Origin of the sequence: Bordetella trematum (assembly GCF_900078335.1) — a bacterium.
Classification (GTDB): domain Bacteria; phylum Pseudomonadota; class Gammaproteobacteria; order Burkholderiales; family Burkholderiaceae_B; genus Bordetella; species Bordetella trematum.
Window position 1 is genome coordinate 49,815 of record NZ_FKBR01000014.1, and the last position, 23,503, is coordinate 73,317.

Consider the following 23,503-nt stretch of genomic DNA (forward strand, 5'->3'; position numbering starts at 1 on the left):
GTAACACCCCCTTTCCGCCCGCTGCCCGCGTCAACCGGCGACCGTGTCGTCGGCCTGACGGGCCGGGTTCTTCAGATCGCGAGCCACCAGAAAGGTTTCCGAGGATTTGTCGCGCGAAGCCTTGGGCTTGCGCTCGACCACGCGCCGGAAATGCTGTTTGAAGGACTGCACGATCTGCGAAAACCCGCTGCCATGAAACGCTTTGACAATCAGGGCGCCATTGGGCTTCAGGTGAGCGCAGGCAAATTCGAGCGCCAGATCGCAGACGTGCTGGATCCGGGCAGAGTCTGCCGCCCCCACCCCCGACAAGTTGGGGGCCATATCGGAAATAACAAGGTCGACCGCGCGATTTCCCAGACGACGTTCGAGCTCCTGGAGCACTTCGTCATCGCGAAAGTCGCCCTCGAAGAACTCGACGCCGGCAATCGGCTCCATGGGCAGCAGGTCCAGCGCGATGATGCGCCCGTCCACTACCCCGCCGGGGCCGACCATGCGTTCACGGGCGACCTGCGACCAGCTGCCTGGCGCCGATCCCAGGTCGACCACCACGTCGCCTTTTTTGAGCAGTTTTTCCGTGTCGAGGATCTCGATCAGTTTGAAGGCGGCACGCGCCCGGTAACCCTTCTGTTGCGCCAGCTTCACATAAGGGTCGTTGATGTGCTGGTGAATCCAGTCTTTGGAGAATTTCTTTTTGGCCATTACCGTACAATTCCACGCATGCCTATATTAGAACTCACCTCACGCGAGCGCAGCGATCTTCGCTCCGCTGCCCACCCCCTGCGCCCCGTCGTTCTGATCGGAGACGCCGGCCTGACCGATGCCGTGCTCAAGGAAATCGACCGCGCCCTCAACGCCCATGAGCTGATCAAGGTGCGAGCCGGCGGCGATGACCGCGATGCACGCGAAGCCATGCTCGAGGCCATCTGCGAGGCGCTGTCCTGCGCTGCCGTGCACCATCTCGGCAAGATGCTGATCCTGTTCCGCCCCTCGACGCAGACGCAAGAGGTTACCACTGCTGCCGACCCGTCCAAGCGCCGCGCCAACGAACCGCATACGCCCAAGAAGCTGGCGGCCGAAGGCAAGACGCTGAGCAAGACCCGCAGCCGCAAGCCGGCCGAGGCGCCTGCAGACGGGCCGCGCGCCGTGCCCCTGAACGAAAAGGGCCGCGCGCTGCGTCCTTCCACGCGCAAGCCCAAATCGGCCTCCGGCCACGGCATTCCGCGCCGCTCCGGCAGCGCGCTGTCTCTGCGGGCAGGCGCGCGCAGCGGCAGCAACTCGCGCGGCGGGCTGCAGCGCGCACGCGTGATGCGAGGCAAGTAAAGGCAGGGAGGCAATGGCGGGCCGGACGTGAGCCGGCCTGTCGGGCCATCCGGTGACGTGCTCCGCATGGCCGGAAATGAAACCGCCCCCCTTTTTGCCGGGACCCGATGCCGCTCGATGAGCCGGCGCGGTCCGCGCAGGGGGGCTGTCGTGGCGCTACGTGTTACCGCTAGGGATTACAGATAGCGGATACCGATCACTTCGTACTCGCGCAGGCCGGCCGGCGCACGCACTTCCACCACATCGCCTTCGGACTTGCCGATCAGCGCTCGCGCCACGGGGCTGGACACCGAGATCAGATTGGACTTGATATCGGCTTCGACGTCCCCGACGATCTGATACGTCAGGCGGTCGCCCGAGTTCAGGTCTTCGATTTCCACCGTTGCGCCAAACACGGCGCGGCCATCGGCCTCCAGCGCGGCCGGATCGATCAGGTGCGCATTGGACAGCGTGCCTTCGAGTTCGGCAATGCGCCCCTCGATAAAGCCCTGGCGCTCACGCGCGGCGTCGTACTCGGCATTTTCCGACAGATCACCCTGCGCCCGCGCTTCGGAAATCGCACTGATCACAGCCGGACGCTCAATGGTTTTGAGCCGATGCAACTCTTGTTGCAAGCGCTCGGCCCCGCGCACTGTCAAAGGAATGGCAGACATGTCGTTTTCCCAACAAAGTAGAAAACGCCCCGGACGAGGCGTTTCGGTCTAGACCCGAACCACGCAACCGAAAAGACAGTACACCGGCGCTGCCCTGGCGGGGTCGCCCCGGGGCAGACAAGGTTTTCGGTCTTCCAGAATGAGAGTCATGCGGCCAGGCCGGCCGGCATGACGCCACGCCAGAACTGGCGCGTGGCAGTAGCCAAAACAAAACCCCGGCTCGGGTCGGAACCGGGGCAATCAGGTGTCATTGTGGTCAAACTCACAGGGAAAAGCAAGCCCCCGGAAAAACACCAAAAGTTGCAGGGAGTAGCGTGTCAGTTGCCCCTGTTTTTTTGTAAAAAAGCCGATCTTGTCGTCAGAGCCCGCCGTAACGGCGCACGACGGGCCGAAACGCTCAGCGGCGCCGGGCCCGGCCGAGCAGCGCGTACAGGATGATCGCGCCGAAGGTGGCCGTGCCGATGCCGCCCAGGGTGAACTTGCCCAGTTGCAGGGTGAAATCGCCCGCTCCCATGACCAGCGTCACGGCCGCCACGATCAGGTTGCGGTTATCGCTGAAATCGACCTGATTCACCACCCAGATCCGTGCGCCCGCCACAGCAATCAGACCGAACACCACCACCGACATGCCACCCAGCACCGGACCAGGAATAGTCTGAATCAATGCCCCGAACTTGGGCGAGAAACCCAGCACGAGGGCGATGACCGCTGCCATCACGAAAACCAGGGTGGAATAGATGCGGGTGACGGCCATCACGCCGATGTTCTCGGCATAGGTGGTCACGCCCGTGCCGCCCACCGCGCCGGAGACCATCGTGGCCACGCCGTCGCCCACGAAGGCGCGACCCAGGTAGCGATCCATGTCTCGCCCGGTCATGGCTGCCACGGCTTTCAGGTGGCCCAGGTTCTCGGCCACCAGAATGATGGCCACCGGCACGATCAGGCCCATGGCCTCGCTCTTGAAGACCGGCGCCGTGAACGTGGGCAGGCCGAACCAGGCCGCAGCGGCCACCCCGGAGAAATCGATCGGCTTGCCCATTCCCAGGCCATTGGCCAGCGCCGCGTAGATCAGGCAGGCGAGCACCAGTCCGACCAGGATCAGCAGCCGCTGCACCATGCCACGCGTAAAGACGGCGATGCCGCCCACGCATAGAATGGTGACCAGCGCCATGGCGGCATCGAAGCCCGATCCGCCCATGGCCCCCTTGGCGGCAATGGGCGCCAGGTTCAGCCCGATGACCGCCACCACGGCGCCGGTGACCACCGGTGGCATGAGGGCCTCGATCCAGTTGGCGCCCGCCCCGCCACGCGCATTGGCCGCCCAGACGATCAGGCCGATCAGGGTATAGGCCAGGCCGCAGGCAATGATGGCGCCCAGGGCCACGCCGATATTCGCGTTCGGGCCGCCGCCCGCATAACCGGTCACCGCGATCACCCCGCCGATGAAGGCGAAGCTTGAACCCAGATAGCTGGGCACACGCCCGCCCACGAACAGAAAGAAGATCAGCGTCCCGACGCCGGACATCAGGATGGCGACGTTAGGGTCAAACCCCATGAGCAAGGGCGCCAGCACCGTGGAGCCGAACATGGCCACAACGTGCTGGGCGCCCATGGCGACGTTTTTGGGCCAGGACAAGCGTTCGTCGGGCGCGATCACGACGCCGGCGGCGGCGTCGTCATCGACACGCCGCCAGCGCGGAAAATAGGATTCGGACATGGTCAGGGAAGAAGAGGGAGAAGAGAACCGGGGCGAAGTGTAAGGGCTGCCTCGCACCAGCGGCAACCCGGTTTAAGTCCAGGGCCCAAGATGTCGTACTAGGACAAACCCTTGAACCCTTCCACAGGAGCAGGCCGTGGCCATTTCCCCTCTGGGCGGCAGCCCCTTCATCAGCCTGTATTCGCGCGAAAAAACGGCCACTGCCGACAGCCGCAACGACGACCCCGTGCAACAGACCCTGCGCGAGCTGCAGCAACAGCTGCGCGAGGTGATGCGCCAGATGCAGCGCATCCGTGACAGCAACCTACCGCCGGCCCAGAAAACCCAGCAACTCCAGATGCTCAACAGTCAGGCGGCATTCCTGCAGGGCCAGATCCAGAAGATCCTGGCCGCGCAACTGCGTCAGCTGCAGGCGCAGGGCTGACACCCCGTGCGTGCTAGCGGCCCACCTTGCGCGACTGTGACTTGTTCAGGCGCGCGGCCTCTCTCTCGGCGTAAGCCTCTTCGCCCGCGTCATACGGGCCGTCATACATGCAGCTGGCGCGATCCCAGGTACATTCGCTGAACAAGCGCTTGGTCAGGCTGGAGCCGCCCGTGGCGGAGCAGCCGGCCAACGCGAGCAGGCCGACGATAAGGCCACCGCGCAGCAGAGTTTTCTTCAACATCGCTTCCTGTCTCCCCGGAAAGCCGCCGCCGCCGGAAAGGCAGCTGTACGACCCCATTTTACCCGCCACGCCAGGATCGCCCCCTGCAGGCGCGATAGCGCCCCCCGGCCGCTCGCGTTAAGCTCGCGGCTTCGATGGCTCTGGATACTTGCGGTTCAACACTCATGACTGAAATCTGGTTCATCCGCCACGGCGAAACCGACTGGAATCACCAGCGCCGCCTGCAAGGCTGGCAAGACATTGCCCTGAACGCCACCGGACGTGCCCAGGCAGCACGGCTGGCCACCCGCCTGGGCAATCCCCCTGCCCCGCCCGCTTTTGACGCCCTCTACAGCAGCGACCTGCAACGCGCGCAGCACACCGCCGAACCCCTGGCGCAGGCGCTGGCGCTGCGCCTGCGCACCGAGCCCGGCATGCGCGAGCGTGCCTATGGCGTGCTGGAAGGGTTGGCTCTGGACGATATCGACCGTCTCGCCCCTGAAGCCGCCGCGGCCTGGAAAAGCCGCGACCCGCTGCGCGAACTGGAGGGTGGCGAAACGCTCGGCCAGTTCCAGTCGCGCATTCTGAGTACGGTCGAAGACCTGGCGGCGCGCCATGCCGGCCAGCGCATTGTGGTGGTCACCCACGGCGGCGCGCTCGACATCATCTGGCGCCGCGCCAGCGGCGTGGCGCTCAACGGGCCGCGCGAAGTGCCGCTGCTGAACGTGAGCATCAACCGGGTGGCCGTGGCCAGGCCGGACTGGCGCATCCTGGGCTGGGGCGATGTCGCCCACGTGCAGCAGCCCGCCGGCGACGACGTCCAACCCTGAACCGTGCGCCTCAGCGCCGCGGCTTGCGCGGCGCGTCGCGCGCCAGGCGGTCATAGACGGCATTGGGCAGCAGGCGCATCAGCTTGGCCACGATGCCCATCTGCCACGGGATGACGCGGTAGCTCGCGCCACGCTCGATTGCCGCCGCGGCACGGCGCGCGAATGCCTCGGGCGCCATGAGGAAAGGCATGCGATAGGGGTTGTGCCGGGTCATGGGCGTGTCGATATAGCCCGGCGCAATCGTCACCACGCGCACGCCGCCGGCGGCCAGCTCCAGGCGCAGACTCTCGCAATAGGTCACCACCGCGGACTTGGAAGCGCTGTAGGCGCCCGCCCCCGGCAGGCCGCGCACGCCCGCCACGCTGGCAATGCCCACCAGACGCCCGCCGCCAGCTGCCTTCATCGGCCCGATGAAAGGCGCGAAGGTCGCCACCGTCGCCATGACATTGGTGTCGAAAATGGCCTGGAATACCGCAAGATCGTCGGCTTCTTCGGTGAGCGTGCCGGCGCTGATGCCTGCGCTGGCGATGACCACATCGATGCGCCCGCCCGAGAACGCCAGGAAATCCGCCGCAGCCGCCTGCAGGGCCTGGTGATCGCGTACATCCAGGGGATAGCAGCGGTGCTCGCCCGGCAGGCTCTGCGCCAGGGCTTCGAGCGCCCGGGCGCGCCGGCCCGACAGTCCCAGGCGCGCGCCCAGGCCGGCGTAATGCTGCGCCAGCGCCTGGCCCAGACCGCTGCTGGCGCCGGTGATAAAGACATACATGCCAAGGACCCCCTAGGTTGTTCAATAAAAAAGCCCGCATGACGCGGGCTTTCGGGCCGACCGGAGGATCACAGGAAGATCAGCGCAAAGATGCCGATCACCAGCAACCACTTCAGGACGTAATACAGCGTTTTGTTCTTCTTCTTGATGCCCTTGCCGAAGCGGCGCACCGCATACACCGCCCCGAAAATGCGGTTGATGCCGCCGGTACGGTCGCCTTCCTGGTTGGGCGAGGCCGCCGCACGCAGCAGAATGGCGCCAAAGAAGTTGTTCACCGCCTGCGCCCAACGATACTTCATGGGACGCTGCAAGTCGCAGAACAGGATGATGCGGTTCTGGTCGGTCTTGTTTTCGGCGTAGTGAATATAGGTTTCGTCGAAGATCACCGCCTCGCCATCGCGCCAGTAATAATTCTGGCCGTCGACGCTGATGTAGCAATCCGGACTGTTGGGCGTCATCAGGCCCATATGAAACCGCAGCGAACCGGCATACGGATCGCGATGGCGCGGCAACCGGCTGCCGGGAGGCAGGGCCGTGAACATCGCCGCCTTCATGCCGGGGATGCGGCCGACCAGCTCGGTGGTCACCGGGCACAGGGCGCGGGCCGAGGGATGGTCGGTGTCATACCACTTGAGGTAGAAACGCTTCCAGCCGCTCTTGAAGAACGAATTGAAGCCGGCGTCGTTGTACTTGTCGGAAGCCTTGATATGGCCGTCGCCGAACAGTTGCTCGGCCTCGGCACGGATATCTTCCCAGCGGTCCATCAGCACCTTGACCTCGGGAAAGAGTTTCAGATCGAGATAAGGCTGGTTCGGCACGCCCGAGAAGGCGTACATGAACACGTTGATGGGGGCCGTGAACGTCGAATGATCCAGTACCTGGCGCGAAAATCTGTGCCGCACGCGGCCGCGGTAGTGCACCACGATGGCCGTGACGATGAACAGGGCGAGTATGAACCACTTCATGCCGAATCCTCCGCCAAGGGGGCCGGCCCGCGGCCGGCCCCGTCTGGTTGCTGCTTTGTTGCGTCTGCTTACTGCATCGAGGCGTGCAGGTCCTGCAGGGGATAAACCTGCAGGCCTTCCTGGCCTTGACGCAGATACTGCATCCCTTCGACCGCCGCGCGGGCGCCCGCGATGGTGGTGAAGAAGGTGACCCGATTGGCCAGCGCCTGGGTACGGATGGTCCGCGAGTCGGCGATCGCGTTGCGGCGCTCTTCGACCGTGTTGATGACCAGGGCGATTTCGCCGTTCTTGAGCATGTCCACAATATGCGGACGGGCCTCGGTCACCTTGTTGACCACCTGCACCGGGATGCCGGCGGCCTCGATCTCGGCTGCCGTGCCGCGCGTGGCGACCAGTTTGAAGCCCAGGTTATGCAGACCGCGGGCGACTTCGACGGCACGCGGCTTGTCCTGGTTCTTCACGCTGATGAACACCGTGCCCGATTCCGGCAGGCTCACGCCGGCGGCCAGCTGCGATTTCACGAAAGCTTCGCCGAAGCTGCGGCCCACGCCCATCACTTCGCCGGTGGATTTCATCTCGGGGCCGAGGATGGTGTCCACGCCGGGGAACTTGACGAAGGGGAAGACGGCTTCCTTGACCGAGAAGTAAGGCGGCACGACTTCCTGGGTGATGCCTTGCTCGGCCAGCTTGCGGCCGGCCATGGCGCGTGCGGCGATCTTGGCCAGTTGCAGCCCGGTTGCCTTGGACACATACGGCACCGTGCGCGAGGCGCGCGGGTTGACTTCCAGCACGTAGACGTCGCCGTCCTGAACCGCGAACTGCACGTTCATCAGGCCGCTGACGTTGAGCGCACGTGCCATGGTGGCGGTCTGGCGCTTGATCTCGGCCACGATGTCGGCCGACAGCGAGTAAGGCGGCAGGCTGCAGGCGGAGTCGCCCGAGTGCACGCCGGCCTGCTCGATGTGTTCCATGACGCCGCCGATGAAGACGGTCTCGCCGTCGGCCAGGCAGTCCACGTCGACTTCGGTGGCGTTGTTCAGGAAGCGGTCCAGCAGCACGGGCGAGTCATTGCTGACCTTCACAGCCTCGCGCATGTAGCGCTCGAGGTCCTGTTGCTCATGCACGATTTCCATGGCGCGTCCGCCCAGCACGTAGCTGGGGCGCACGACCAGCGGGTAGCCGATCTCGGCGGCGTGCGCCAGGGCTTCGGCCTCGGTGCGCGCGGTGCGGTTGGGCGGCTGACGCAGACCCAGCTTGTTGAGCAGCTTCTGGAAGCGCTCGCGGTCTTCGGCGATGTCGATCGACTCGGGGCTGGTGCCGATGATGGGCACGCCATTGGCTTCCAGGGCGCGCGCCAGCTTCAGCGGCGTCTGGCCGCCGTACTGGACGATCATGCCGACCGGATTCTCCTTGTGCACGATTTCGAGCACATCTTCCAGCGTCAGGGGCTCGAAGTACAGGCGGCCCGAGGTGTCGTAGTCGGTCGAGACGGTTTCGGGGTTGCAGTTGACCATGATGGTCTCGTACCCGTCTTCGCGCAGCGCCAGCGAGGCGTGCACGCAGCAGTAGTCGAACTCGATGCCCTGGCCGATGCGGTTCGGGCCACCGCCCAGCACGATGATCTTCTTGCGATCGGTCGGCTGCGACTCGCACTCTTCCTCGTACGTGGAGTACATGTAGGCGGTGCGGGTGGCGAATTCGGCAGCGCAGGTGTCCACGCGCTTGTAGACCGGGCGCACGTTCAACTGGTGGCGCAGCTTGCGCACTTCGGACTCGGAGGAGTCCAGCAGGAAAGCCAGGCGACGGTCGGAGAAACCGCGGCGCTTGAGCTCAAACAGGGTGGCGGTATCCAGATCGGACAGGGTCTTCTGCTCGAGCGCCAGCTCGATGTCGACGATTTCCTTGATCTGGGCCAGGAACCACGGGTCGATGTGCGTCAGGTTGTGCACTTCGTCGAGCGTGAAGCCCTGGGCGAAGGCATCGCCCACGTACCAGATGCGCTCGGGACCGGGCTCGGCCAGCTCGGCCTGCAGCTTCTCGCGGTCGGTGGTCTTCTGGTTCAGGCCGTCGACGCCGACTTCCAGGCCGCGCAGTGCCTTCTGGAACGATTCCTGGAAGGTGCGGCCCATGGCCATCACTTCGCCGACCGACTTCATCTGCGTGGTCAGGCGGGAATCGGCCTGCGGGAATTTCTCGAAAGCGAAACGCGGCACCTTGGTGACCACGTAGTCGATGCTGGGCTCGAACGAGGCCGGGGTCGCGCCGCCGGTGATTTCGTTCTGCAGCTCATCGAGGGTGTAGCCCACGGCCAGACGGGCGGCGACCTTGGCTATCGGGAAGCCGGTGGCCTTGGAGGCCAGCGCCGAGGAACGCGAGACGCGCGGGTTCATCTCGATGACGATCATGCGGCCGTTCTTGGGGTTGACCGCGAACTGCACGTTCGAGCCGCCCGTGTCGACGCCGATCTCGCGCAGCACCGCGATCGAGGCGTCGCGCATGATCTGGTATTCCTTGTCCGTGAGCGTCTGCGCCGGGGCCACCGTAATCGAGTCGCCCGTGTGCACGCCCATCGGATCGAGGTTCTCGATCGAGCAGATGATGATGCAGTTGTCCGCCTTGTCGCGGACCACTTCCATCTCGAATTCCTTCCAGCCCAGCAGCGACTCTTCGATCAGCAGCTCTTTGGTCGGCGAGGCTTCCAGGCCGCGACGGCAGATGGTTTCGAATTCTTCGGCGTTGTAGGCAATGCCGCCGCCGGTGCCGCCCAGCGTGAAGCTGGGACGGATGACGGCGGGAAAGCCCGAGGTGCCCAGTTCGCCGGCGATGCGGCGCTGGACTTCCCAGGCCTCGTCCATGGAGTGCGCGACGCCCGACTTGGCCGACTCCAGACCGATGTCGGTCATGGCCTGCTTGAATTTCTGGCGGTCTTCGGCCTTCTCGATGGCGTGCTCATTGGCGCCGATCAGCTCGACGTTGTACTTGGCCAGCACACCGTTGTGGGCCAGGTCCAGGGCGCAGTTCAGCGCGGTCTGGCCACCCATGGTGGGCAGCAGCGCGTCGGGACGCTCGCGCTCGATGATCTTCTCGACCGCCTGCCAGGTGATCGGCTCGATGTAGGTCACATCGGCCGTCTCGGGGTCGGTCATGATGGTCGCAGGGTTGCTGTTGACCAGGATGGTGCGATAGCCCTCGGCCTTGAGCGCCTTGCAAGCCTGCGCGCCCGAATAGTCGAACTCGCAAGCCTGGCCGATGATGATCGGGCCGGCGCCAATGATGAGGATGCTTTTTATGTCTGTACGCTTGGGCATGGTGGAATCTTTATTTCTGGCCGGCCATCAGGGTGATGAACTTGTCGAACAGCACGCTGATCTCGTGCGGTCCGGGGCCGGCTTCGGGGTGCCCCTGGAAGCCGAAGGCGGGGCGGTCGGTCAGCTCGAAGCCTTGCAAGCTGCGGTCGAACAGCGAGATATGCGTGACGCGCGCATTGGCAGGCAGGCTGGCGGTGTCGACCGCAAACCCGTGGTTCTGGCTGGTGATGTAGACACGCCCGGTCTGCACATCCTGCACCGGATGGTTGCCGCCGTGGTGGCCGGTCTTCATCTTGACGGTCTTGGCGCCGACGGCCAGGCCCAGGATCTGGTGACCCAGGCAGATGCCCAGCAGAGGCAGCTTGCGCTCCAGGAAGGTGCGCGTGGCAGCCACGGCGTAATCGCAAGGCTCGGGGTCTCCCGGGCCGTTGGACAGGAACACGCCGTCCGGATTGAGCTTGAGCGCTTCCTCGGCCGGCGTTTCGGCCGGCACGACGGTGATGCGGCAGCCACGGTCGGCCAGCAGGCGCAGGATGTTCTGCTTGGCGCCGAAGTCATAGGCCACGACATGAAAGCCGTCCAGCGACGGACGGGTATAGCCTTCGCCCAGCGCCCAGGACCCTTCGGTCCAGGCGGTGATTTCCTTTTGGGAAACCACCTTGGCCAGATCCTGCCCGGCCATGCCGGGGAAGGCGCGCGCCAGCTCAAGGGCGCGCTCGGCGTCTTCGCCGACCAGGATGCAACCACCCTGATTGCCCTTCTCGCGCAGAATGCGGGTCAGCTTGCGGGTGTCGACACCCGCAATGGCGACCACGCCTTGCGCGGCAAGGTAATCGGGCAGGGATTGCGTAGCACGGAAATTGGAAACTCGCGCGGGACAGTCGCGCACCACAAGACCGGCAGCGTGCACACGGGAGGCTTCGACGTCTTCTGCATTGACGCCGGTATTGCCGATGTGCGGATAGGTGAGGGTCACGATCTGACCGCTGTAGCTCGGGTCAGTGAGGATTTCCTGGTAGCCCGTCATGGAGGTGTTGAACACCAGCTCGGCAACCGTGTGACCCGGCGCGCCTATCGAGACGCCCCGAAAAATGGTACCGTCCGCCAAAGCCAGAATTGCTGGAGGGAAGCGATTGGTTCCCTCGGGAAAAAGTTGCGGCAGCACAGTAAACCCCGGTTTTCAGAATCGATAATGAAACTTTCAGATTATAACCTGATCGCGGACTGTTCCCGTCATTTTCCTGCAATAGGGTCCGTAAGGGCCTCTGGCGCACGCCCGGCGCGGCCCGCCTGCGCCTTCGCCGGCCCCTGTTTTCCGACTGCCTTCGCCTGACGCTACGCCATGTCCACCCAGCTTGAAGCCCTGCGCCGCCACACCACGGTCGTTGCCGACACGGGCGACTTTGAAGTCATGCGGGCCCTGCGCCCGACCGATGCCACCACCAACCCCTCGCTGATCCTCAAAGCGGTGCAGCAGGAGGCCTACCGCCCGCTGCTGGAGGCGGTGGTGCGCGACCACCCTCAAGCCGGCCTGCCCGAACTGACCGACCGCCTGCTGGTGGCCTTCGGGCGCCGTATCCTGGACATCGTGCCCGGACGCGTGTCCACCGAAGTGGACGCCCGCCTGTCCTTCGACACCCGTGCCACCGTCGAGCGCGCACGGGGCCTCATGGCCCTTTACGAAGCGGCCGGCGTGCCGCGCGAACGCGTGCTCATCAAGATCGCCGCCACCTGGGAAGGCATCCAGGCGGCTCGCGTGCTGCAGGCCGAAGGGGTGCGCTGCAACCTGACGCTGCTGTTCTCGCTGGCGCAGGCTGCCGCCTGCGCCCAGGCGCGCGTGCAACTGATCTCGCCCTTCGTGGGCCGCATCTACGACTGGCACAAGAAAAACGCCGGCGCCCAATGGAACGAAGCGGCGCAGGCCGGCGAGAACGACCCCGGCGTACAGTCGGTGGCGCGCATCTTCGCCTACTACAAGGCCTATGGCATCGACACCGAAGTCATGGGCGCGAGCTTTCGCAACGTGGGCCAGATCCTGGCCCTGTCGGGCTGCGACCTGCTGACCATCAGCCCTGACCTGCTCAAGCAGCTGGACCAGACGCCGGGCGATGCGCCCCGCCGCCTGGCAGCAGCGCCGGCCGGGACGGCCCGCCCGGCCCCGATTGCGCAGGAAGAAGCCGCCTGGCGCGCCCTGCTCAACGAAGACGCCATGGCGAGCGAGAAACTCTCCGAAGGCATCCGTCTTTTCGTGGCCGACGCCCGCAAGCTCGACGCCTTGCTGCAACAGGGCCGCGCCTGACGATGCGCTGCGCGGGCCTGGCGGCCCGCGTCGCAGCGCCCCCCCCCGATGGACGCACTCCCCCGGCCAGCCCCCGCACGGAGGCGGGCAGCCGCTGAGATGGCACGGCGGATGCGACAAGCGGCCGGCGGGATTTTCCAGGCGCCATAAAAAAACTCCCGCCGCAGCGGGAGTCCGTGCGCCGCGATCAGAGCTTTTCGGTTTCGCCCGAGCGCGGCTGCCAGCGCATCAGGCGCTTCTCGCCCAGGCCGACCAGATAGTCCAGCAAGAGCGCAAAGGCCGTCAGCACCACGATGCCGGCAAAGACCGTATTCACATCGAAAGTGCCTTCGGCCTGCAGGATGAGATAGCCCACGCCGCTGGCCGAGCCCAGGTACTCGCCCACCACCGCCCCCACGAACGCCAGGCCCACCGACGTATGCAGGCTGGAGAACACCCAGCTGGTGGCCGAGGGCAGATAGACATGGCGCAGCAACTGGCGGCGGCGCGCGCCCAGCATGCGGGCGTTGTCCAGCAGCGTCGGGCTGACCTCGCGCACGCCCTGATAAACGTTGAAGAACACGATGAAAAACACCAGCGTGACCGCCAGAGCGACCTTGGACCAGATCCCCAGGCCGAACCACATGCCGAAAATCGGCGCCAGGATGACGCGCGGCATGGAGTTGGCCGCCTTGATATAGGGATCGAGGATGGCGCTGGCCGCCGGCGACAGCCCCAGCCACAGGCCGCAGCCCAGGCCCGCGACCGTGCCGATCACGAAGGCCAGCACCGTCTCCGAGAGGGTGATCCAGAGATGGTGGTAGATATCGCCGGTGGTCACGAACCACGACCAGATGCGCTGGGCCACTTCCAGCGGCTGACCGAAGAAGAACGCCACCTTGCTGTCCAGCGAGGCCACATGCCAGATCAGCAGGATGGCCACCAGCAGCAGCAACTGCCAGACGCGCAGACTGGCGGAGCCGGGTTTGATCAGTTTCGCCATGATTCAGGCCCGTTTCTGTTGGGCATAGCCCTTTAGCACTTCTTCGCGCAACACCGCCCAGATCGCCGCGTGCAGTTCCACGAAGCGGGGATCCATGCGCACCTCGGCCACGTCACGCGGACGCGGCAGATCGATGACGAATTCGCCGATCGGATGGGTGCCCGGTCCGGCCGACAGCACCACCACCCGATCGCTCATGGCAATGGCTTCGTCAAGATCGTGCGTGATGAACAGCACCGCCTTGCGACGCGCCATCCACAGATCCAGCACTTCGTTTTCCATCAGCTGGCGCGTCTGGATATCGAGCGCCGAGAAGGGCTCGTCCATGAGGATGATGTCGGGGTCGCGGATCAGGGTCTGGGCCAGCATCACGCGTTTGCGCATGCCGCCGGACATCTGGTGCGGATAGCGATGCTCGAACCCGCCCAGACCGACCCGGCGCAGCCAGTCTTGCGCCTGCTCCTCGGCCTGCGCGCGCGCCACGCCGGCGAACTCGAGCCCGGCCTTGACATTGTCCAGCGCATTGCGCCAGGGCAGCAGCGCCTCGCCCTGGAACATATAGCCGGCACGCGCATTGATGCCTTTCAGGGGCTGGCCGAACACCTTCACCTGCCCCGAAGAAGGCGCCAGCAGGCCGGCGCCGACATTGAGCAAGGTGGACTTGCCGCAGCCGGTGGGGCCGACCACGGAGACGAATTCGCCGGCGGCGACCGTCAATGTGGTGTCGGCCACCGCCGTGTAGCGCTGCGAGCTGTCATCGCGCGAGATGAAGGTGCACGTGATGCCTTCCAACGAGAGCGCCACCTCAGGCATTGGGATACTTCTCGTTGGCGCGTTCGGCGAACGCGTTGGTCCAGACCCGGGCGGTATCGATCTTGGCCAGGTCGATGCCGGAGTAGCTGGCCAGCGCACGGGCGGCGGTGGCCGCGCCATCTTCCGGGAACATGCCGTTGGGCGAGAGCCCCTCCAGGCTGGCCTTGACCGCCGCCTTGTAGATGGCCGGATCGCCCAGCAGATAGCTGGTCGGCACGGTCTTGGCGATTTCGTCCACGCCGGCCGTCTGGATCCATTTGTCGGCGCGCACGATGGCGTTGGTCAGGGCCTGCGTGGTGGCGGGGTTGTTCTCGACGAAAGCCTGGGGCGCATACAGACAGCCGGCCGGCATGTTGCCGCCAAAGATCTCCAGCGTGTCCTTGAGCGTGCGGGTATCGACGATCAGCCGCATGTCGCCGCTCTCGGTGAGCATGGTGACCACCGGGTCGGTGTTGGACATGGCATCGACCTGCCCGCTGCGCAGCGCGGTCACCGCGCCGGCGCCGGCGCCCACACCGATGAAGGACACATCGCTGGCCTTCAGGCCATGCTTGGCCAGGAAGAAACTCACCACCATATTGGTCGAGGAGCCCGGCGCGGTCACGCCGATCTTCTTGCCCTTGAGGTCAGCGGCGCTTTTGTAGTCGGGCAGATTCTTGGTGGACACCCCGACGCCGATCATCGGGCAGCGCCCCTGCAGCACGAAGGCGCGGTAGGCCTGGCCCTTGGCCTGCATGGCGATGGTGTGCTCAAAGGCGCCCGAGACCACATCGGCGCTGCCGCCCACCACGGCCTGGAGGGCCTTGGAGCCGCCGGCGAAGTCGGCGATGGTGACATCCAGCCCTTCGTCCTTGAAGTAGCCTTTGATTTCCGCGATGGTCAGCGGCAGGTAATAGATCAGTGCCTTGCCGCCGACGGCGATCTGCAGTTTGGTCTTTTCAGGTTTCTGGGCGCGCACGATGGCCGGCGCCAGGCTCATGGCGCTGGTAGCGCCGGCGAGTTTGAGCAAATCACGACGAGATACGGACATTGAGATCGTCTCCTGTGTGCCGCCGACGGCGGCCTGTGCTCGCGCGGCCGGACCCGGCCGCGTCGGTAAACCCGGACGTGATGCCAGCCCGCGCGCCCGGCCGTCTCAGGTACTGATTGCGCCGGTCTTCGCCAGCTCGGAAATCGTCGCTGAATCATACCCCAGCGATTTCAGCACGGCTTCGGTGTGCTCGCCCAGGCGCGGCCCCAGCCAGCGGGTGCCGCCCGGCGTGGCCGACAGCTTGGGCACCACGGCCGGCAGCTTGACCGGTTCGCCATCGGGGAAATGATGTTGCTCGATCATGCCGCGCGCCAGGAACTGCGGATCGGCAAACATGTCGGCCACGCTGTAGATCTTGCCCACCGGCACATCGGCCTGGCGCAAGGTCTGCAGGGCCTGCTCGATGGTCTGCCCGTCGCACCATTGCTGGATGGCGCCGTCGATTTCCCCGACCCGGCGCGCGCGCCCGTCATTGCGCACCAGCTCCGGGTCCTCGGCCAGGTCATCGCGCCCGATGGCGCGCATCAGGCGATGAAAAATCGCGTCGCCGTTGCCGGCGATGACGATGTTCTGGCCATCCGACGTGGTGTAGGTATTGGAAGGCACGATGCCCGGCAAGGCCCCGCCGGTGCGCTCGCGTACCACGCCGGCCATGTCGTATTCGGGCACCAGGCTTTCCATCACGTTGAACACCGACTCATACAGGGCCACGTCCACCATCTGCCCCTGACCGGCGCGGCAGGCCTCGCCGGTCTGGCCATTCCACCGCCCGCCGGTGGCATCGCGGTGGCGCAGGGCCATCATGGCCCCGATCACGCCGTGCAGCGCGGCCAGCGAATCGCCGATGGAAATGCCCACCCGCACGGGCGGGCGGTCCGGGTGGCCGGAGACGTAGCGCAGCCCTCCCATGGACTCGCCGATGGCGCCAAAGCCGGGCAGATCACGCATGGGGCCGGTCTGGCCATAGCCGGACAGGCGCAGCATGATGACTGCCGGGTTGATGGCGCGCAGGTCTTCGTAGCCCAGCCCCCACTTTTCGAGCACGCCGGGACGGTAGTTCTCGATGATGATGTCGGCCTGCAGGGCCAGCGCGCGCGCGATCTCGCGCCCGCGCGGATCCTTCAGGTTCAGGCCGATGGATTGTTTGTTGCGCGCCTGCACCGCCCACCACAGCGAGTTGCCTTCATGCAGATGCCGCCAGCTGCGGATGGGATCGCCACCGCCCTTGCCATCGGGCCCGGGCGGCGTCTCGACCTTGATGACCTCGGCGCCGAACTCACCGAACATGCGGGCGGCGAACGGCCCGGCGATTAGCGTGCCCAGCTCGAGCACCTTCAAGCCTTGCAAGGCTGACATCTGTCTGTCCCTCCGTCGCGGGCCTATCCTGGAGCGGCAGCCCGTCTGCGTACCGGTCTAGCGGCGCTCCATCAGCGCCCAGGCAATGGTGCCGGCATCGACATATTCGAGTTCGCTTCCGGCCGGCACGCCGCGCGCCAGGCGCGTGACGCGCAGACCGCGCTCGGCCAGCGCATCGCCCAGATAATGGGCCGTGGTTTCGCCTTCGGCGGTGAAATTGGTGGCCAGGATGACCTCCTGGACCACGCCGTCACAGGCGCGATCCAGCACGCGCTGGAAATCGAGCTCACGCGGCCCGACTCCCTCCAGCGGAGCCAGCCTGCCCATCAGCACGTAGTACAGGCCACGATAGCCGTGGCTGGACTCGATGACGTTCTGGTCGGCCGGCGTCTCGACGATGCACAGCAGCGAAGGATCGCGCTTGGTGCTGGCGCAGGTGGCGCACAGCTCGTCTTCGGTGAAGCTGTTGCAGCGTGCGCAGTGGCGCAGGTTCTGCACCGCACCCGCCAGCGCCCGCCCCAGCAGGTCGGCCCCCTGCACATCGTGCTGCAGCAGGTGATAGGCCATGCGGCGGGCCGAGCGCACGCCCACGCCGGGCAGGCGGCGCAAGGCCTCGATCAATGCCAGCAACGGCTCGGGTTCGGGAAGGGAGTTATCCATGGCAAAGGCAAAGGCCCCCGGAGGGGCCAGGACTCAGAACGGCAGCTTCATGCCCGGGGGCAGCGGCAGGCCGGCAGTCAGGCCGGCCATTTTTTCCTGCGAGGTGGCTTCGGCCTTGCGCAGCGCATCGTTGAAGGCGGCGGCGACGAGGTCTTCGAGCATGTCCTTGTCGTCGGCCAGCAGGCTGGGATCGATGGTCACGCGCTTGACGTCGTTGCGGCAGCTCATGGATACCTTGACCAGGCCGCCGCCGGCGGCGCCTTCGACCAGGATGTCGGCCAGGGCATCCTGGGCCTTTTTCATGTTTTCCTGCATCTGCTGGGCCTGGCGCATCAAACCGGCCAACTGTCCTTTCATCATGATGTGTCTTCCTTGAGAATGGGTTGAACGCCGGCCTCAGGCGGCCGGCGGGTCGACGGCGCGTACCGAATCCGGCACGACATGACCGCCAAAATCGTTGATCAGGGCCTGCACGAAGGGGTCGACCGCCACGGCCTGCTCGGCGGCCTCCTGTCGGGCGGCGCGCTCGGCGCGCGCCACCGCATGGGCCGTGCCGTCGCCGGTGGCGCCGACCTCGATCTCCAGGCGCAGGCTTTGGCCGAAATGTTCGCACAGCACGGTCTGCAGGCGCACCCGGCTTTCGCTTTCGGCCAGGGTGCGGACGGCCACGCGCAACTGCACCGCATCGCCCTGCACGCCGGCCCATTCGCTCTGGCGCGCCAGTTCGGCGGCCAGGCCGGTGACAGGCAGGCGCGCGGCCAGCTCCGGCCAGGTATTGGCGCTCATCTCGACCAGCCGGGCGCGCGGCGCGCGCCGCGAGGCAGCGACCGGCGCGCGCATGACGGCCGGCGCAGGCTCGGGCGCTTCGGTCACCAGGGTTTCGAACTCGTCGTCATCCGGGTCAGGGGTATAGCTCTGGGCGGTGTAGCCTCCCTCGGCATCATCGGGAATGGCCTCATCCACCCAGGCAGGCGGCCCGTCATCGGGCGGGGTCCGGGTTTGAGGCAAGGCCTCGGGCTGGGCTTGGCTCGCGGCGCGGGCCGGCTCAACCGGCACAGGCGTCTCCTCCCAGGGCGGCGGCAAACCGGCCGGCGCGACAACCGCCGCGGCTTGCGGCGCCGGAGCGGCCTGGAGCCCGGGGGCTGGCTGCGCCGCAGGCGGGGCCGGCTCGGGGTCGGCCGCAGGCTCGAATGCCGCCGGCTGGCTGGCTGGCGGCTGGCTGGCTGGCGGCGGCGCAGCGGCCACCGTACCGGTGTCCGCCGTGCCGACGGCTTCGGGTTCCGGCTTGGAGGCAGGCCCGGCCGCAACCGGCGCCACGGCGGCAACCGCTGCGACAGGCGCTGCCTGCGCAGCCGGCGCGGCGGATGCCGGGGCCTCGGCGCGGGTGGCCGGACCGGCCTCGCCATGCAACGACAACATGCGCAGGCAGGCCATCACGAAGCCGGCGTATTCATCGGGGGCCAGACTCAGCTCGCCCCGGCTGTGCACCGCCACGGAATAGAACAACTGCACCGCATCGGGATGCAGCAGGCCGCCCAGGCGAGCGATATCGGCAGCCAGCGGATCCTCGGGAGCAGTGGCGCCAGCCACGCGTTGCTCGATCGCGATACGCGAGAGCAGCACGGCAAAGTCGGCCAGCGCACCGGCATAGGACAGGCCGCGGGTGGCCAACTCATCGGCCACGGCCAGCACCGCCCGCGCATCGCCCTGGTGCAGCGCCTCCAGCAGGCGCAACAGATGCCGCTGATCGATGGTGCCCAGCATGCCGCGAACGGCTTCCTCGGTCAGGTTGCCGGCGCTGTAGGCGATCGCCTGGTCGGTCAGCGAGAGCGCGTCGCGCATCGAACCCGAGGCGGCCTGCCCGATCAGGCGCAGCGCCGGCACTTCGAAGCCGATCTGCTCCTGACCCAGCACAGCCTGCAGATGGCCCACGATGGACTCGGGCGGCATCTGCTTCAGGTTGAACTGCAGGCAGCGCGACAGCACCGTGACCGGGATCTTCTGCGGATCGGTGGTCGCCAGGATGAACTTGACGTGCGGCGGCGGCTCTTCAAGCGTTTTGAGCATGGCGTTGAACGCATGCCCGGTCAGCATGTGGACTTCGTCGATCATGTAGACCTTGAAGCGGCCCGCGCCCGGCGCGTACACGGCCTGCTCGAGCAGCTGGGTCATTTCCTCGACGCCCCGGTTGGATGCGGCGTCCAGCTCCAGGTAGTCGACGAAGCGCCCGGCGTCGATCTCGGTGCAGGCGCGGCACACGCCACAGGGCTGCGAGGTGATGCCGGTTTCACAGTTGAGCGACTTGGCCAGGATGCGCGAGAGCGTGGTCTTGCCGACCCCGCGCGTACCCGTGAACAGCCAGGCGTGATGCAGCCGCTGGGTATCCAGGGCATGGGTCAGGGCGCGCACCACATGATCCTGGCCGACCAGGGTATCGAAGGATCGCGGACGCCACTTGCGGGCCAGAACCAGATAAGTCATGCGGGGGATTGTAGAGCCAGATTAGGCCGTCTGCGCCGCCGCCGGGCAGATGCGGGCGTGGCCGAAACAAAAAGGGGCGCCGCGCAGGAGAGTGAAGATACACCATCATCTCTTGCGCGGCGCCCCTTTCGGGAAAACCGGGAGGCGAGCCTTACTCCGGCACTGGTCCTAAACGACTATGGCTGCTTCGTTCCCGACCTGACCAGTTTCACCGTCGAACCATGCGAAGGGGCCCGCCAGCACGCATTCTAGCAGAGCCCGGGAAAACCTGCTGCAGCGCCGTTCACAGGTCGATCCAGGCGCGGGCGCGGGGGAAATACAGTGCCGCTCGCGCGGCCCGCCCATCCAGCGCGCTGACCTGGGCGCAGTAGCGCTGCAGCTGCTCGCCATGGCGCAGGCGCATGCGTTGCGCGAAGTGGCCGGCCGTCTCGCCCGGGCCGGGCTGGCCGGTCTTGTAGTCGACGATCAGCCAGCCGTCTTCGGTGCTCAAGGCCAGATCGATGACCGAGACGCGCCCGCTGGCATCGATGAGCGGCCATTCGCGCCGCGCGCGCGACTGGCTCAGCAGCCAACGCCCGCGCTCATCATCGAGGGTCGCCAGCAAGGTCTGCAGCACGGCGTCGGCGGCGCGGTCGGCCTGGCTGTCGGGGATGCCGGCGCGCGTGAGCTGCCGCCGCATGGCCGGGCGCGCCGCGCGCAAGCGCTCGCCATCCCAGGCCTGCCGGCCCTGCTCTCCCATGCGCGCCAGCCAGGCATGCGCCAGCGTGCCGACCGCCGCGTCATAGCCGGCCTCCAGCTGCCAGCCCGGATGCTCGCCCTCGGCGGCCAGGCCGCCCGGCGCCACGCGCCGCCGCCCCTGCGCCACCCAGCGGGCCACGCAGGCGTCGTCCAGCCGTTTGAGCGGCTCGCCCTGCCAGGCAGGTTGCGCCTCGGCGACAGGAGCGTCGGGCACCGAACCCGGCGCCACGCCATCCCTGACGTAGGGCCAGAGCCTGCCCAACAGGCTGCTGGGTGGCGGGCTGCGCACTTCCCCCTTGGCGCGATCCAGGGCCAGGTTGCCCACCAGCCGCAGGCGCTTGCGCGCCCGGGTCGCGGCCACGTACAGCAGACGGTCGGTTTCATAGGCCGCCCGGCGCGCCTCGCGCGCCCCCAGGTAGCGCGATACCGGGTCGGCATCGGCCTCGGCGCGCGGCTTGACCGGCCCCATGAGCACACGGCCGTCATGGTGCTCGAAGCGCACCAGAGGCGCCGTATCGGCGCGCGGTGCACGGTGCAGGCCATACAGGATCACCGTGTCGAACTGCAGCCCCTTGGATTTGTGCATGGTCATGATTTCGACGGCGGCCTGCCCGCCCTGGACATCGGGCGCGGCAAACAGCCGGGCCACCGCCGCGTCCAGGACGGCCAGATCCAGGCCGCCATGCGGCGCCAACCGTTCGATCAGCTGGAACAGGCTCTCGGCATCGGCTGCCGCGCCCACGCCGCTGTACAGGCCCGCTCCGCCCAGCGCCTGCCAGACATGTTGCAGCCAGGCCGCCAAAGGCCAGGCGCCCGCCTCGTTGCCGCGATCCAGCAGAATGTCGGCCACGCGCCGCAGGCGCAGACATTCTTCGGGGCTGAGCAGACGCTCGGCCGCGCCGCTCAGGCCATCCGGAACGTCGGGCGCGTCGAACAGGCCCGCCTGGGCCGGCGCTGCCGGCGCGGGCGCCAGGGCGCGGCGCAGCAGTTGCGGCACCGGCGTGTCGTGATCTTCGCCGAACAGGCGCTGCAGGCTGGTGAGCGTCAGGCCGCAGCAGGGCGAGCGCAATACCGACAGCCAGGCCATGCGGTCTCCCGGATGCGACAGCGCGCGCAACAATTGCACCAGGTCGGCCACCACCGGACGCAGGCGCAAGGGCACCAGCTCCACGGCGCGGCAGGGGATGCCCTCTTGCGCCAGACGGCGCGACAGGCTGCCAAGATGGCTGCGCGCGCGCACCAGGATCGCGACCGGATGAGCGCTGTCGGGATGTTCGGCCAGCGCCTGGCGCACCAGCGCCAGCGCGATCTCTTCGGCCGCCGCCTCGCCGTCGGCGGCGCTGCCCTCGGCCCAGGCGGGGTGGAAGGTCACGGCCGGCCCTTCCAGCGCCGGGTGAAAGGCTGCCGACGCGCTGTAGCGGATGGCCCCGGCGGCCGCGTCGTTGGCCGCCGGCAGCAGGCCCGAAAAACAGCGGTTGACCCATTCGACCACGCCGCCCTGCGAACGGAAATTGTCGGACAATTGCAGGAACTCCAGTTCGACCTCGCCCACCCGGCCGGCCGCGGCACGCAGGAACAACCCGACTTCGGCCTTGCGGAAGCGGTAGATCGACTGCATCGGGTCGCCCACCAAAAACAGGCTGCGGCCATCGCCGGGCTGCCAGCCGGCGGTCAGGCTTTCCAGCAGGTCGATCTGCGTCTGGCTGGTGTCCTGGAACTCATCGACCAAGAGATGGCGGATGGAGGCGTCGAGTTTCAACAGCAGCTCGCCCGGGTCGTCGCTGCTGCCCAGCGCCCGTTGGGCACGCTGATTGATCTCGATGAAATCGACCTCGCCGGCCTGCGCGAACACCTGCTGCAACTGCGCCACGGCCAGCGCCAGCGTCACCAGCTGGGCGCTCAGCACTTCCCATTGCTCATCGCTGAAGGTGGCCGGCGGCATACTGCGCAGGGCCGCCAGACGGGCGACCCAGGCTTCGTCGCCCGACCAGGCCGACAGCCACTGCACGAAAGGCTCTTTGTGCGCGCTTTTGGCCGGAAAGCCCAGGTTCTTGGTAACCCCCTTGGGGCTGCGCAGCCCGCCCGTGCCGGTCAGCAGCAAATGCGCCAGCGCATGCCAGCGCGGCAGGTCTTCCACTTGCGGCGACAGCGCCCCGGTCCAGTCCAGCAGCGGGCGCAGGCGCGTGTCGCCGCTGCCCTCGAGCTCGGCGGCGGCGCGCCGCGCCGACTCGCACAACGCCTCGCCGCAACCGACCGGCAAGGCCTGGCGCAAGGCCAGCAGTTCTTCTTCGAGCGTCTCGGCCATGCCGGCCTCGACCCCCTCGCGGTCCAGGCCGTAGCGCAACAGGGGCAGCCACTGGTCGCGCTGCCCCAGCATGGCGGCGATGGCCTGCTGAGCCGCGCCGACGTCCACATCCATGTGAGCCAGCAGCGTCACCACGCTGGGATGCTCATCGGCCAGCGCCAGCGTGGCGCTGGCGGCGGCCTCGTAATGCACCATGGCGTCGTCGGCGATCTCGGGCATGCCGCCCAGGCCCGAGAGCCAGGGCATGCCTCGCACCAGCCCGGCGCAGAACGCATCGATGGTGCGGATGGCCAGCCGCGCCGGGTGCTGCAGCAAGCGCCAGCCGCGCTCCTGATCGCGAGCCAGGGCGCGCCGCGCCAGCAGCCAGCTGCGTTGCTCATGGGCGCTGGCCGGCTCCGGGCCGCTCGCCAGGGCGAGCTTCTCCAGCACCCGCGCGTGCATTTCCGAGGCGGCTTTGCGCGTGAAGGTGATGGCGACGATTTCTTCAGGCCGGTTGACCGTGGCCAGCAGGGCCAGGATACGGTCGGTCAAGAGTTCGGTCTTGCCGGAGCCGGCCGGCGCCTGCACCAGAAAGGACTGCTGCGGATCCAGGGCCCGCAGCCTCTGGGCGTGATCCTGGGGTTGGCGTTCACTCAT

Annotated in this window: 20 protein-coding genes and 1 other RNA gene; 4 read left to right on the forward strand and 17 right to left on the reverse strand. The window is 66.9% G+C overall.

What is annotated here, in order from left to right:
• Window positions 1-30: 30 nt before the first annotated feature.
• Complete coding sequence (locus tag A7V84_RS07880; protein WP_025518309.1) at window positions 31-699, reverse strand: RlmE family RNA methyltransferase; 669 nt, start codon at window positions 697-699, stop codon at window positions 31-33.
• Between the two features lie 18 nt (window positions 700-717).
• On the opposite strand from A7V84_RS07880, the gene A7V84_RS07885 reads away from it, so the two are divergent.
• Complete coding sequence (locus A7V84_RS07885) at window positions 718-1,320, forward strand: YhbY family RNA-binding protein (RefSeq protein WP_025518311.1); 603 nt, start codon at window positions 718-720, stop codon at window positions 1,318-1,320.
• A gap of 176 nt (window positions 1,321-1,496) precedes the next feature.
• Here the strand turns inward: A7V84_RS07885 and greA are convergent, their stop codons facing one another.
• Window positions 1,497-1,973, reverse strand: a complete 477-nt coding sequence (gene greA / locus A7V84_RS07890) for a transcription elongation factor GreA (protein ID WP_025518312.1) — start codon at window positions 1,971-1,973, stop codon at window positions 1,497-1,499.
• Between the two features lie 397 nt (window positions 1,974-2,370).
• The gene (locus A7V84_RS07895) at window positions 2,371-3,690 is read right to left on the reverse strand and encodes a solute carrier family 23 protein (RefSeq protein ID WP_025518313.1); all 1,320 of its coding nucleotides are present in this window, start codon (window positions 3,688-3,690) and stop codon (window positions 2,371-2,373) included.
• A 136-nt stretch (window positions 3,691-3,826) separates the two neighbouring features.
• On the opposite strand from A7V84_RS07895, the gene A7V84_RS07900 reads away from it, so the two are divergent.
• On the forward strand, window positions 3,827-4,114 hold the full coding sequence (locus A7V84_RS07900) for a hypothetical protein (RefSeq protein ID WP_063491939.1): 288 nt from the start codon (window positions 3,827-3,829) through the stop codon (window positions 4,112-4,114).
• A 13-nt stretch (window positions 4,115-4,127) separates the two neighbouring features.
• Here A7V84_RS07900 and A7V84_RS07905 read toward each other — a convergent pair whose 3' ends face one another.
• Window positions 4,128-4,355: a hypothetical protein gene (locus tag A7V84_RS07905; protein ID WP_025518317.1), complete on the reverse strand. Its 228-nt coding sequence runs from the start codon at window positions 4,353-4,355 to the stop codon at window positions 4,128-4,130.
• Window positions 4,356-4,519: 164 nt separating this feature from the next.
• Between A7V84_RS07905 and A7V84_RS07910 the strand changes: the two genes are divergently transcribed.
• Complete coding sequence (locus tag A7V84_RS07910) at window positions 4,520-5,164, forward strand: histidine phosphatase family protein (protein WP_025518319.1); 645 nt, start codon at window positions 4,520-4,522, stop codon at window positions 5,162-5,164.
• A gap of 10 nt (window positions 5,165-5,174) precedes the next feature.
• Here A7V84_RS07910 and A7V84_RS07915 read toward each other — a convergent pair whose 3' ends face one another.
• The 4 genes from A7V84_RS07915 to carA form a co-directional block, all read right to left on the reverse strand.
• Window positions 5,175-5,930, reverse strand: a complete 756-nt coding sequence (locus A7V84_RS07915) for an SDR family oxidoreductase (RefSeq protein WP_063491938.1) — start codon at window positions 5,928-5,930, stop codon at window positions 5,175-5,177.
• 68 nt (window positions 5,931-5,998) lie between these two features.
• Window positions 5,999-6,895: a lipid A hydroxylase LpxO gene (gene lpxO / locus A7V84_RS07920; RefSeq protein WP_025518321.1), complete on the reverse strand. Its 897-nt coding sequence runs from the start codon at window positions 6,893-6,895 to the stop codon at window positions 5,999-6,001.
• A gap of 68 nt (window positions 6,896-6,963) precedes the next feature.
• Window positions 6,964-10,203 carry a carbamoyl-phosphate synthase large subunit gene (gene carB, locus A7V84_RS07925; protein ID WP_063491937.1) on the reverse strand — a complete coding sequence of 1,080 codons (3,240 nt, stop codon included), beginning with the start codon at window positions 10,201-10,203 and terminating at the stop codon, window positions 6,964-6,966.
• A gap of 10 nt (window positions 10,204-10,213) precedes the next feature.
• Entirely contained in the window at window positions 10,214-11,368 is a 1,155-nt protein-coding gene (carA, locus tag A7V84_RS07930; RefSeq protein WP_033534143.1) for a glutamine-hydrolyzing carbamoyl-phosphate synthase small subunit, read from the reverse strand.
• Between the two features lie 177 nt (window positions 11,369-11,545).
• On the opposite strand from carA, the gene tal reads away from it, so the two are divergent.
• Window positions 11,546-12,502 (forward strand): transaldolase, encoded by a 957-nt coding sequence (gene tal, locus A7V84_RS07935; RefSeq protein WP_025518326.1) that lies wholly within the window; start codon window positions 11,546-11,548, stop codon window positions 12,500-12,502.
• A 187-nt stretch (window positions 12,503-12,689) separates the two neighbouring features.
• On the opposite strand, the gene A7V84_RS07940 is transcribed toward tal, so the two are convergent.
• The 9 genes from A7V84_RS07940 to A7V84_RS07980 form a co-directional block, all read right to left on the reverse strand.
• A complete protein-coding gene (locus tag A7V84_RS07940; RefSeq protein ID WP_025518328.1) occupies window positions 12,690-13,484 on the reverse strand; it encodes an ABC transporter permease in 795 nt (264 codons plus the stop codon).
• Window positions 13,485-13,487: 3 nt separating this feature from the next.
• Window positions 13,488-14,297: an ABC transporter ATP-binding protein gene (locus A7V84_RS07945; protein WP_063491936.1), complete on the reverse strand. Its 810-nt coding sequence runs from the start codon at window positions 14,295-14,297 to the stop codon at window positions 13,488-13,490.
• Window positions 14,290-15,327, reverse strand: coding sequence for an ABC transporter substrate-binding protein (locus tag A7V84_RS07950; protein ID WP_033534141.1), 1,038 nt, complete (start codon window positions 15,325-15,327; stop codon window positions 14,290-14,292). The genes A7V84_RS07945 and A7V84_RS07950 overlap by 8 nt, the downstream gene beginning before the upstream one ends.
• Before the next feature lie 105 nt (window positions 15,328-15,432).
• A complete protein-coding gene (locus A7V84_RS07955; RefSeq protein ID WP_033534140.1) occupies window positions 15,433-16,683 on the reverse strand; it encodes a CaiB/BaiF CoA transferase family protein in 1,251 nt (416 codons plus the stop codon).
• Between the two features lie 57 nt (window positions 16,684-16,740).
• Window positions 16,741-17,343 carry a recombination mediator RecR gene (gene recR / locus A7V84_RS07960; RefSeq protein ID WP_025518332.1) on the reverse strand — a complete coding sequence of 201 codons (603 nt, stop codon included), beginning with the start codon at window positions 17,341-17,343 and terminating at the stop codon, window positions 16,741-16,743.
• Between the two features lie 33 nt (window positions 17,344-17,376).
• Window positions 17,377-17,703, reverse strand: a complete 327-nt coding sequence (locus tag A7V84_RS07965) for a YbaB/EbfC family nucleoid-associated protein (protein ID WP_025518334.1) — start codon at window positions 17,701-17,703, stop codon at window positions 17,377-17,379.
• Between the two features lie 36 nt (window positions 17,704-17,739).
• Window positions 17,740-19,824: a DNA polymerase III subunit gamma/tau gene (locus A7V84_RS07970; protein ID WP_063939986.1), complete on the reverse strand. Its 2,085-nt coding sequence runs from the start codon at window positions 19,822-19,824 to the stop codon at window positions 17,740-17,742.
• Between the two features lie 140 nt (window positions 19,825-19,964).
• Window positions 19,965-20,062: signal recognition particle sRNA small type (gene ffs, locus A7V84_RS07975), an RNA gene on the reverse strand.
• A gap of 45 nt (window positions 20,063-20,107) precedes the next feature.
• Entirely contained in the window at window positions 20,108-23,503 is a 3,396-nt protein-coding gene (locus A7V84_RS07980; RefSeq protein WP_063491935.1) for a UvrD-helicase domain-containing protein, read from the reverse strand.

Excerpts from the sequence above, each read along its gene's own strand:
- A7V84_RS07965 (WP_025518334.1), bottom strand. The coding sequence starts at position 17,703 with ATGATGAAAGGACAGTTGGCCGGTTTGATGCGCCAGGCCCAGCAGATG.
- A7V84_RS07940 (WP_025518328.1), bottom strand. The coding sequence starts at position 13,484 with ATGGCGAAACTGATCAAACCCGGCTCCGCCAGTCTGCGCGTCTGGCAG.
- carB (WP_063491937.1), bottom strand. The coding sequence starts at position 10,203 with ATGCCCAAGCGTACAGACATAAAAAGCATCCTCATCATTGGCGCCGGC.
- A7V84_RS07885 (WP_025518311.1), top strand. The coding sequence starts at position 718 with ATGCCTATATTAGAACTCACCTCACGCGAGCGCAGCGATCTTCGCTCC.
- tal (WP_025518326.1), top strand. The coding sequence starts at position 11,546 with ATGTCCACCCAGCTTGAAGCCCTGCGCCGCCACACCACGGTCGTTGCC.
- A7V84_RS07950 (WP_033534141.1), bottom strand. The coding sequence starts at position 15,327 with ATGTCCGTATCTCGTCGTGATTTGCTCAAACTCGCCGGCGCTACCAGC.
- A7V84_RS07905 (WP_025518317.1), bottom strand. The coding sequence starts at position 4,355 with ATGTTGAAGAAAACTCTGCTGCGCGGTGGCCTTATCGTCGGCCTGCTC.
- A7V84_RS07945 (WP_063491936.1), bottom strand. The coding sequence starts at position 14,297 with ATGCCTGAGGTGGCGCTCTCGTTGGAAGGCATCACGTGCACCTTCATC.
- A7V84_RS07880 (WP_025518309.1), bottom strand. The coding sequence starts at position 699 with ATGGCCAAAAAGAAATTCTCCAAAGACTGGATTCACCAGCACATCAAC.
- A7V84_RS07895 (WP_025518313.1), bottom strand. The coding sequence starts at position 3,690 with ATGTCCGAATCCTATTTTCCGCGCTGGCGGCGTGTCGATGACGACGCC.
- A7V84_RS07910 (WP_025518319.1), top strand. The coding sequence starts at position 4,520 with ATGACTGAAATCTGGTTCATCCGCCACGGCGAAACCGACTGGAATCAC.
- A7V84_RS07980 (WP_063491935.1), bottom strand. The coding sequence starts at position 23,503 with ATGAGTGAACGCCAACCCCAGGATCACGCCCAGAGGCTGCGGGCCCTG.
- A7V84_RS07915 (WP_063491938.1), bottom strand. The coding sequence starts at position 5,930 with ATGTATGTCTTTATCACCGGCGCCAGCAGCGGTCTGGGCCAGGCGCTG.
- A7V84_RS07970 (WP_063939986.1), bottom strand. The coding sequence starts at position 19,824 with ATGACTTATCTGGTTCTGGCCCGCAAGTGGCGTCCGCGATCCTTCGAT.
- A7V84_RS07955 (WP_033534140.1), bottom strand. The coding sequence starts at position 16,683 with ATGTCAGCCTTGCAAGGCTTGAAGGTGCTCGAGCTGGGCACGCTAATC.
- lpxO (WP_025518321.1), bottom strand. The coding sequence starts at position 6,895 with ATGAAGTGGTTCATACTCGCCCTGTTCATCGTCACGGCCATCGTGGTG.
- greA (WP_025518312.1), bottom strand. The coding sequence starts at position 1,973 with ATGTCTGCCATTCCTTTGACAGTGCGCGGGGCCGAGCGCTTGCAACAA.
- recR (WP_025518332.1), bottom strand. The coding sequence starts at position 17,343 with ATGGATAACTCCCTTCCCGAACCCGAGCCGTTGCTGGCATTGATCGAG.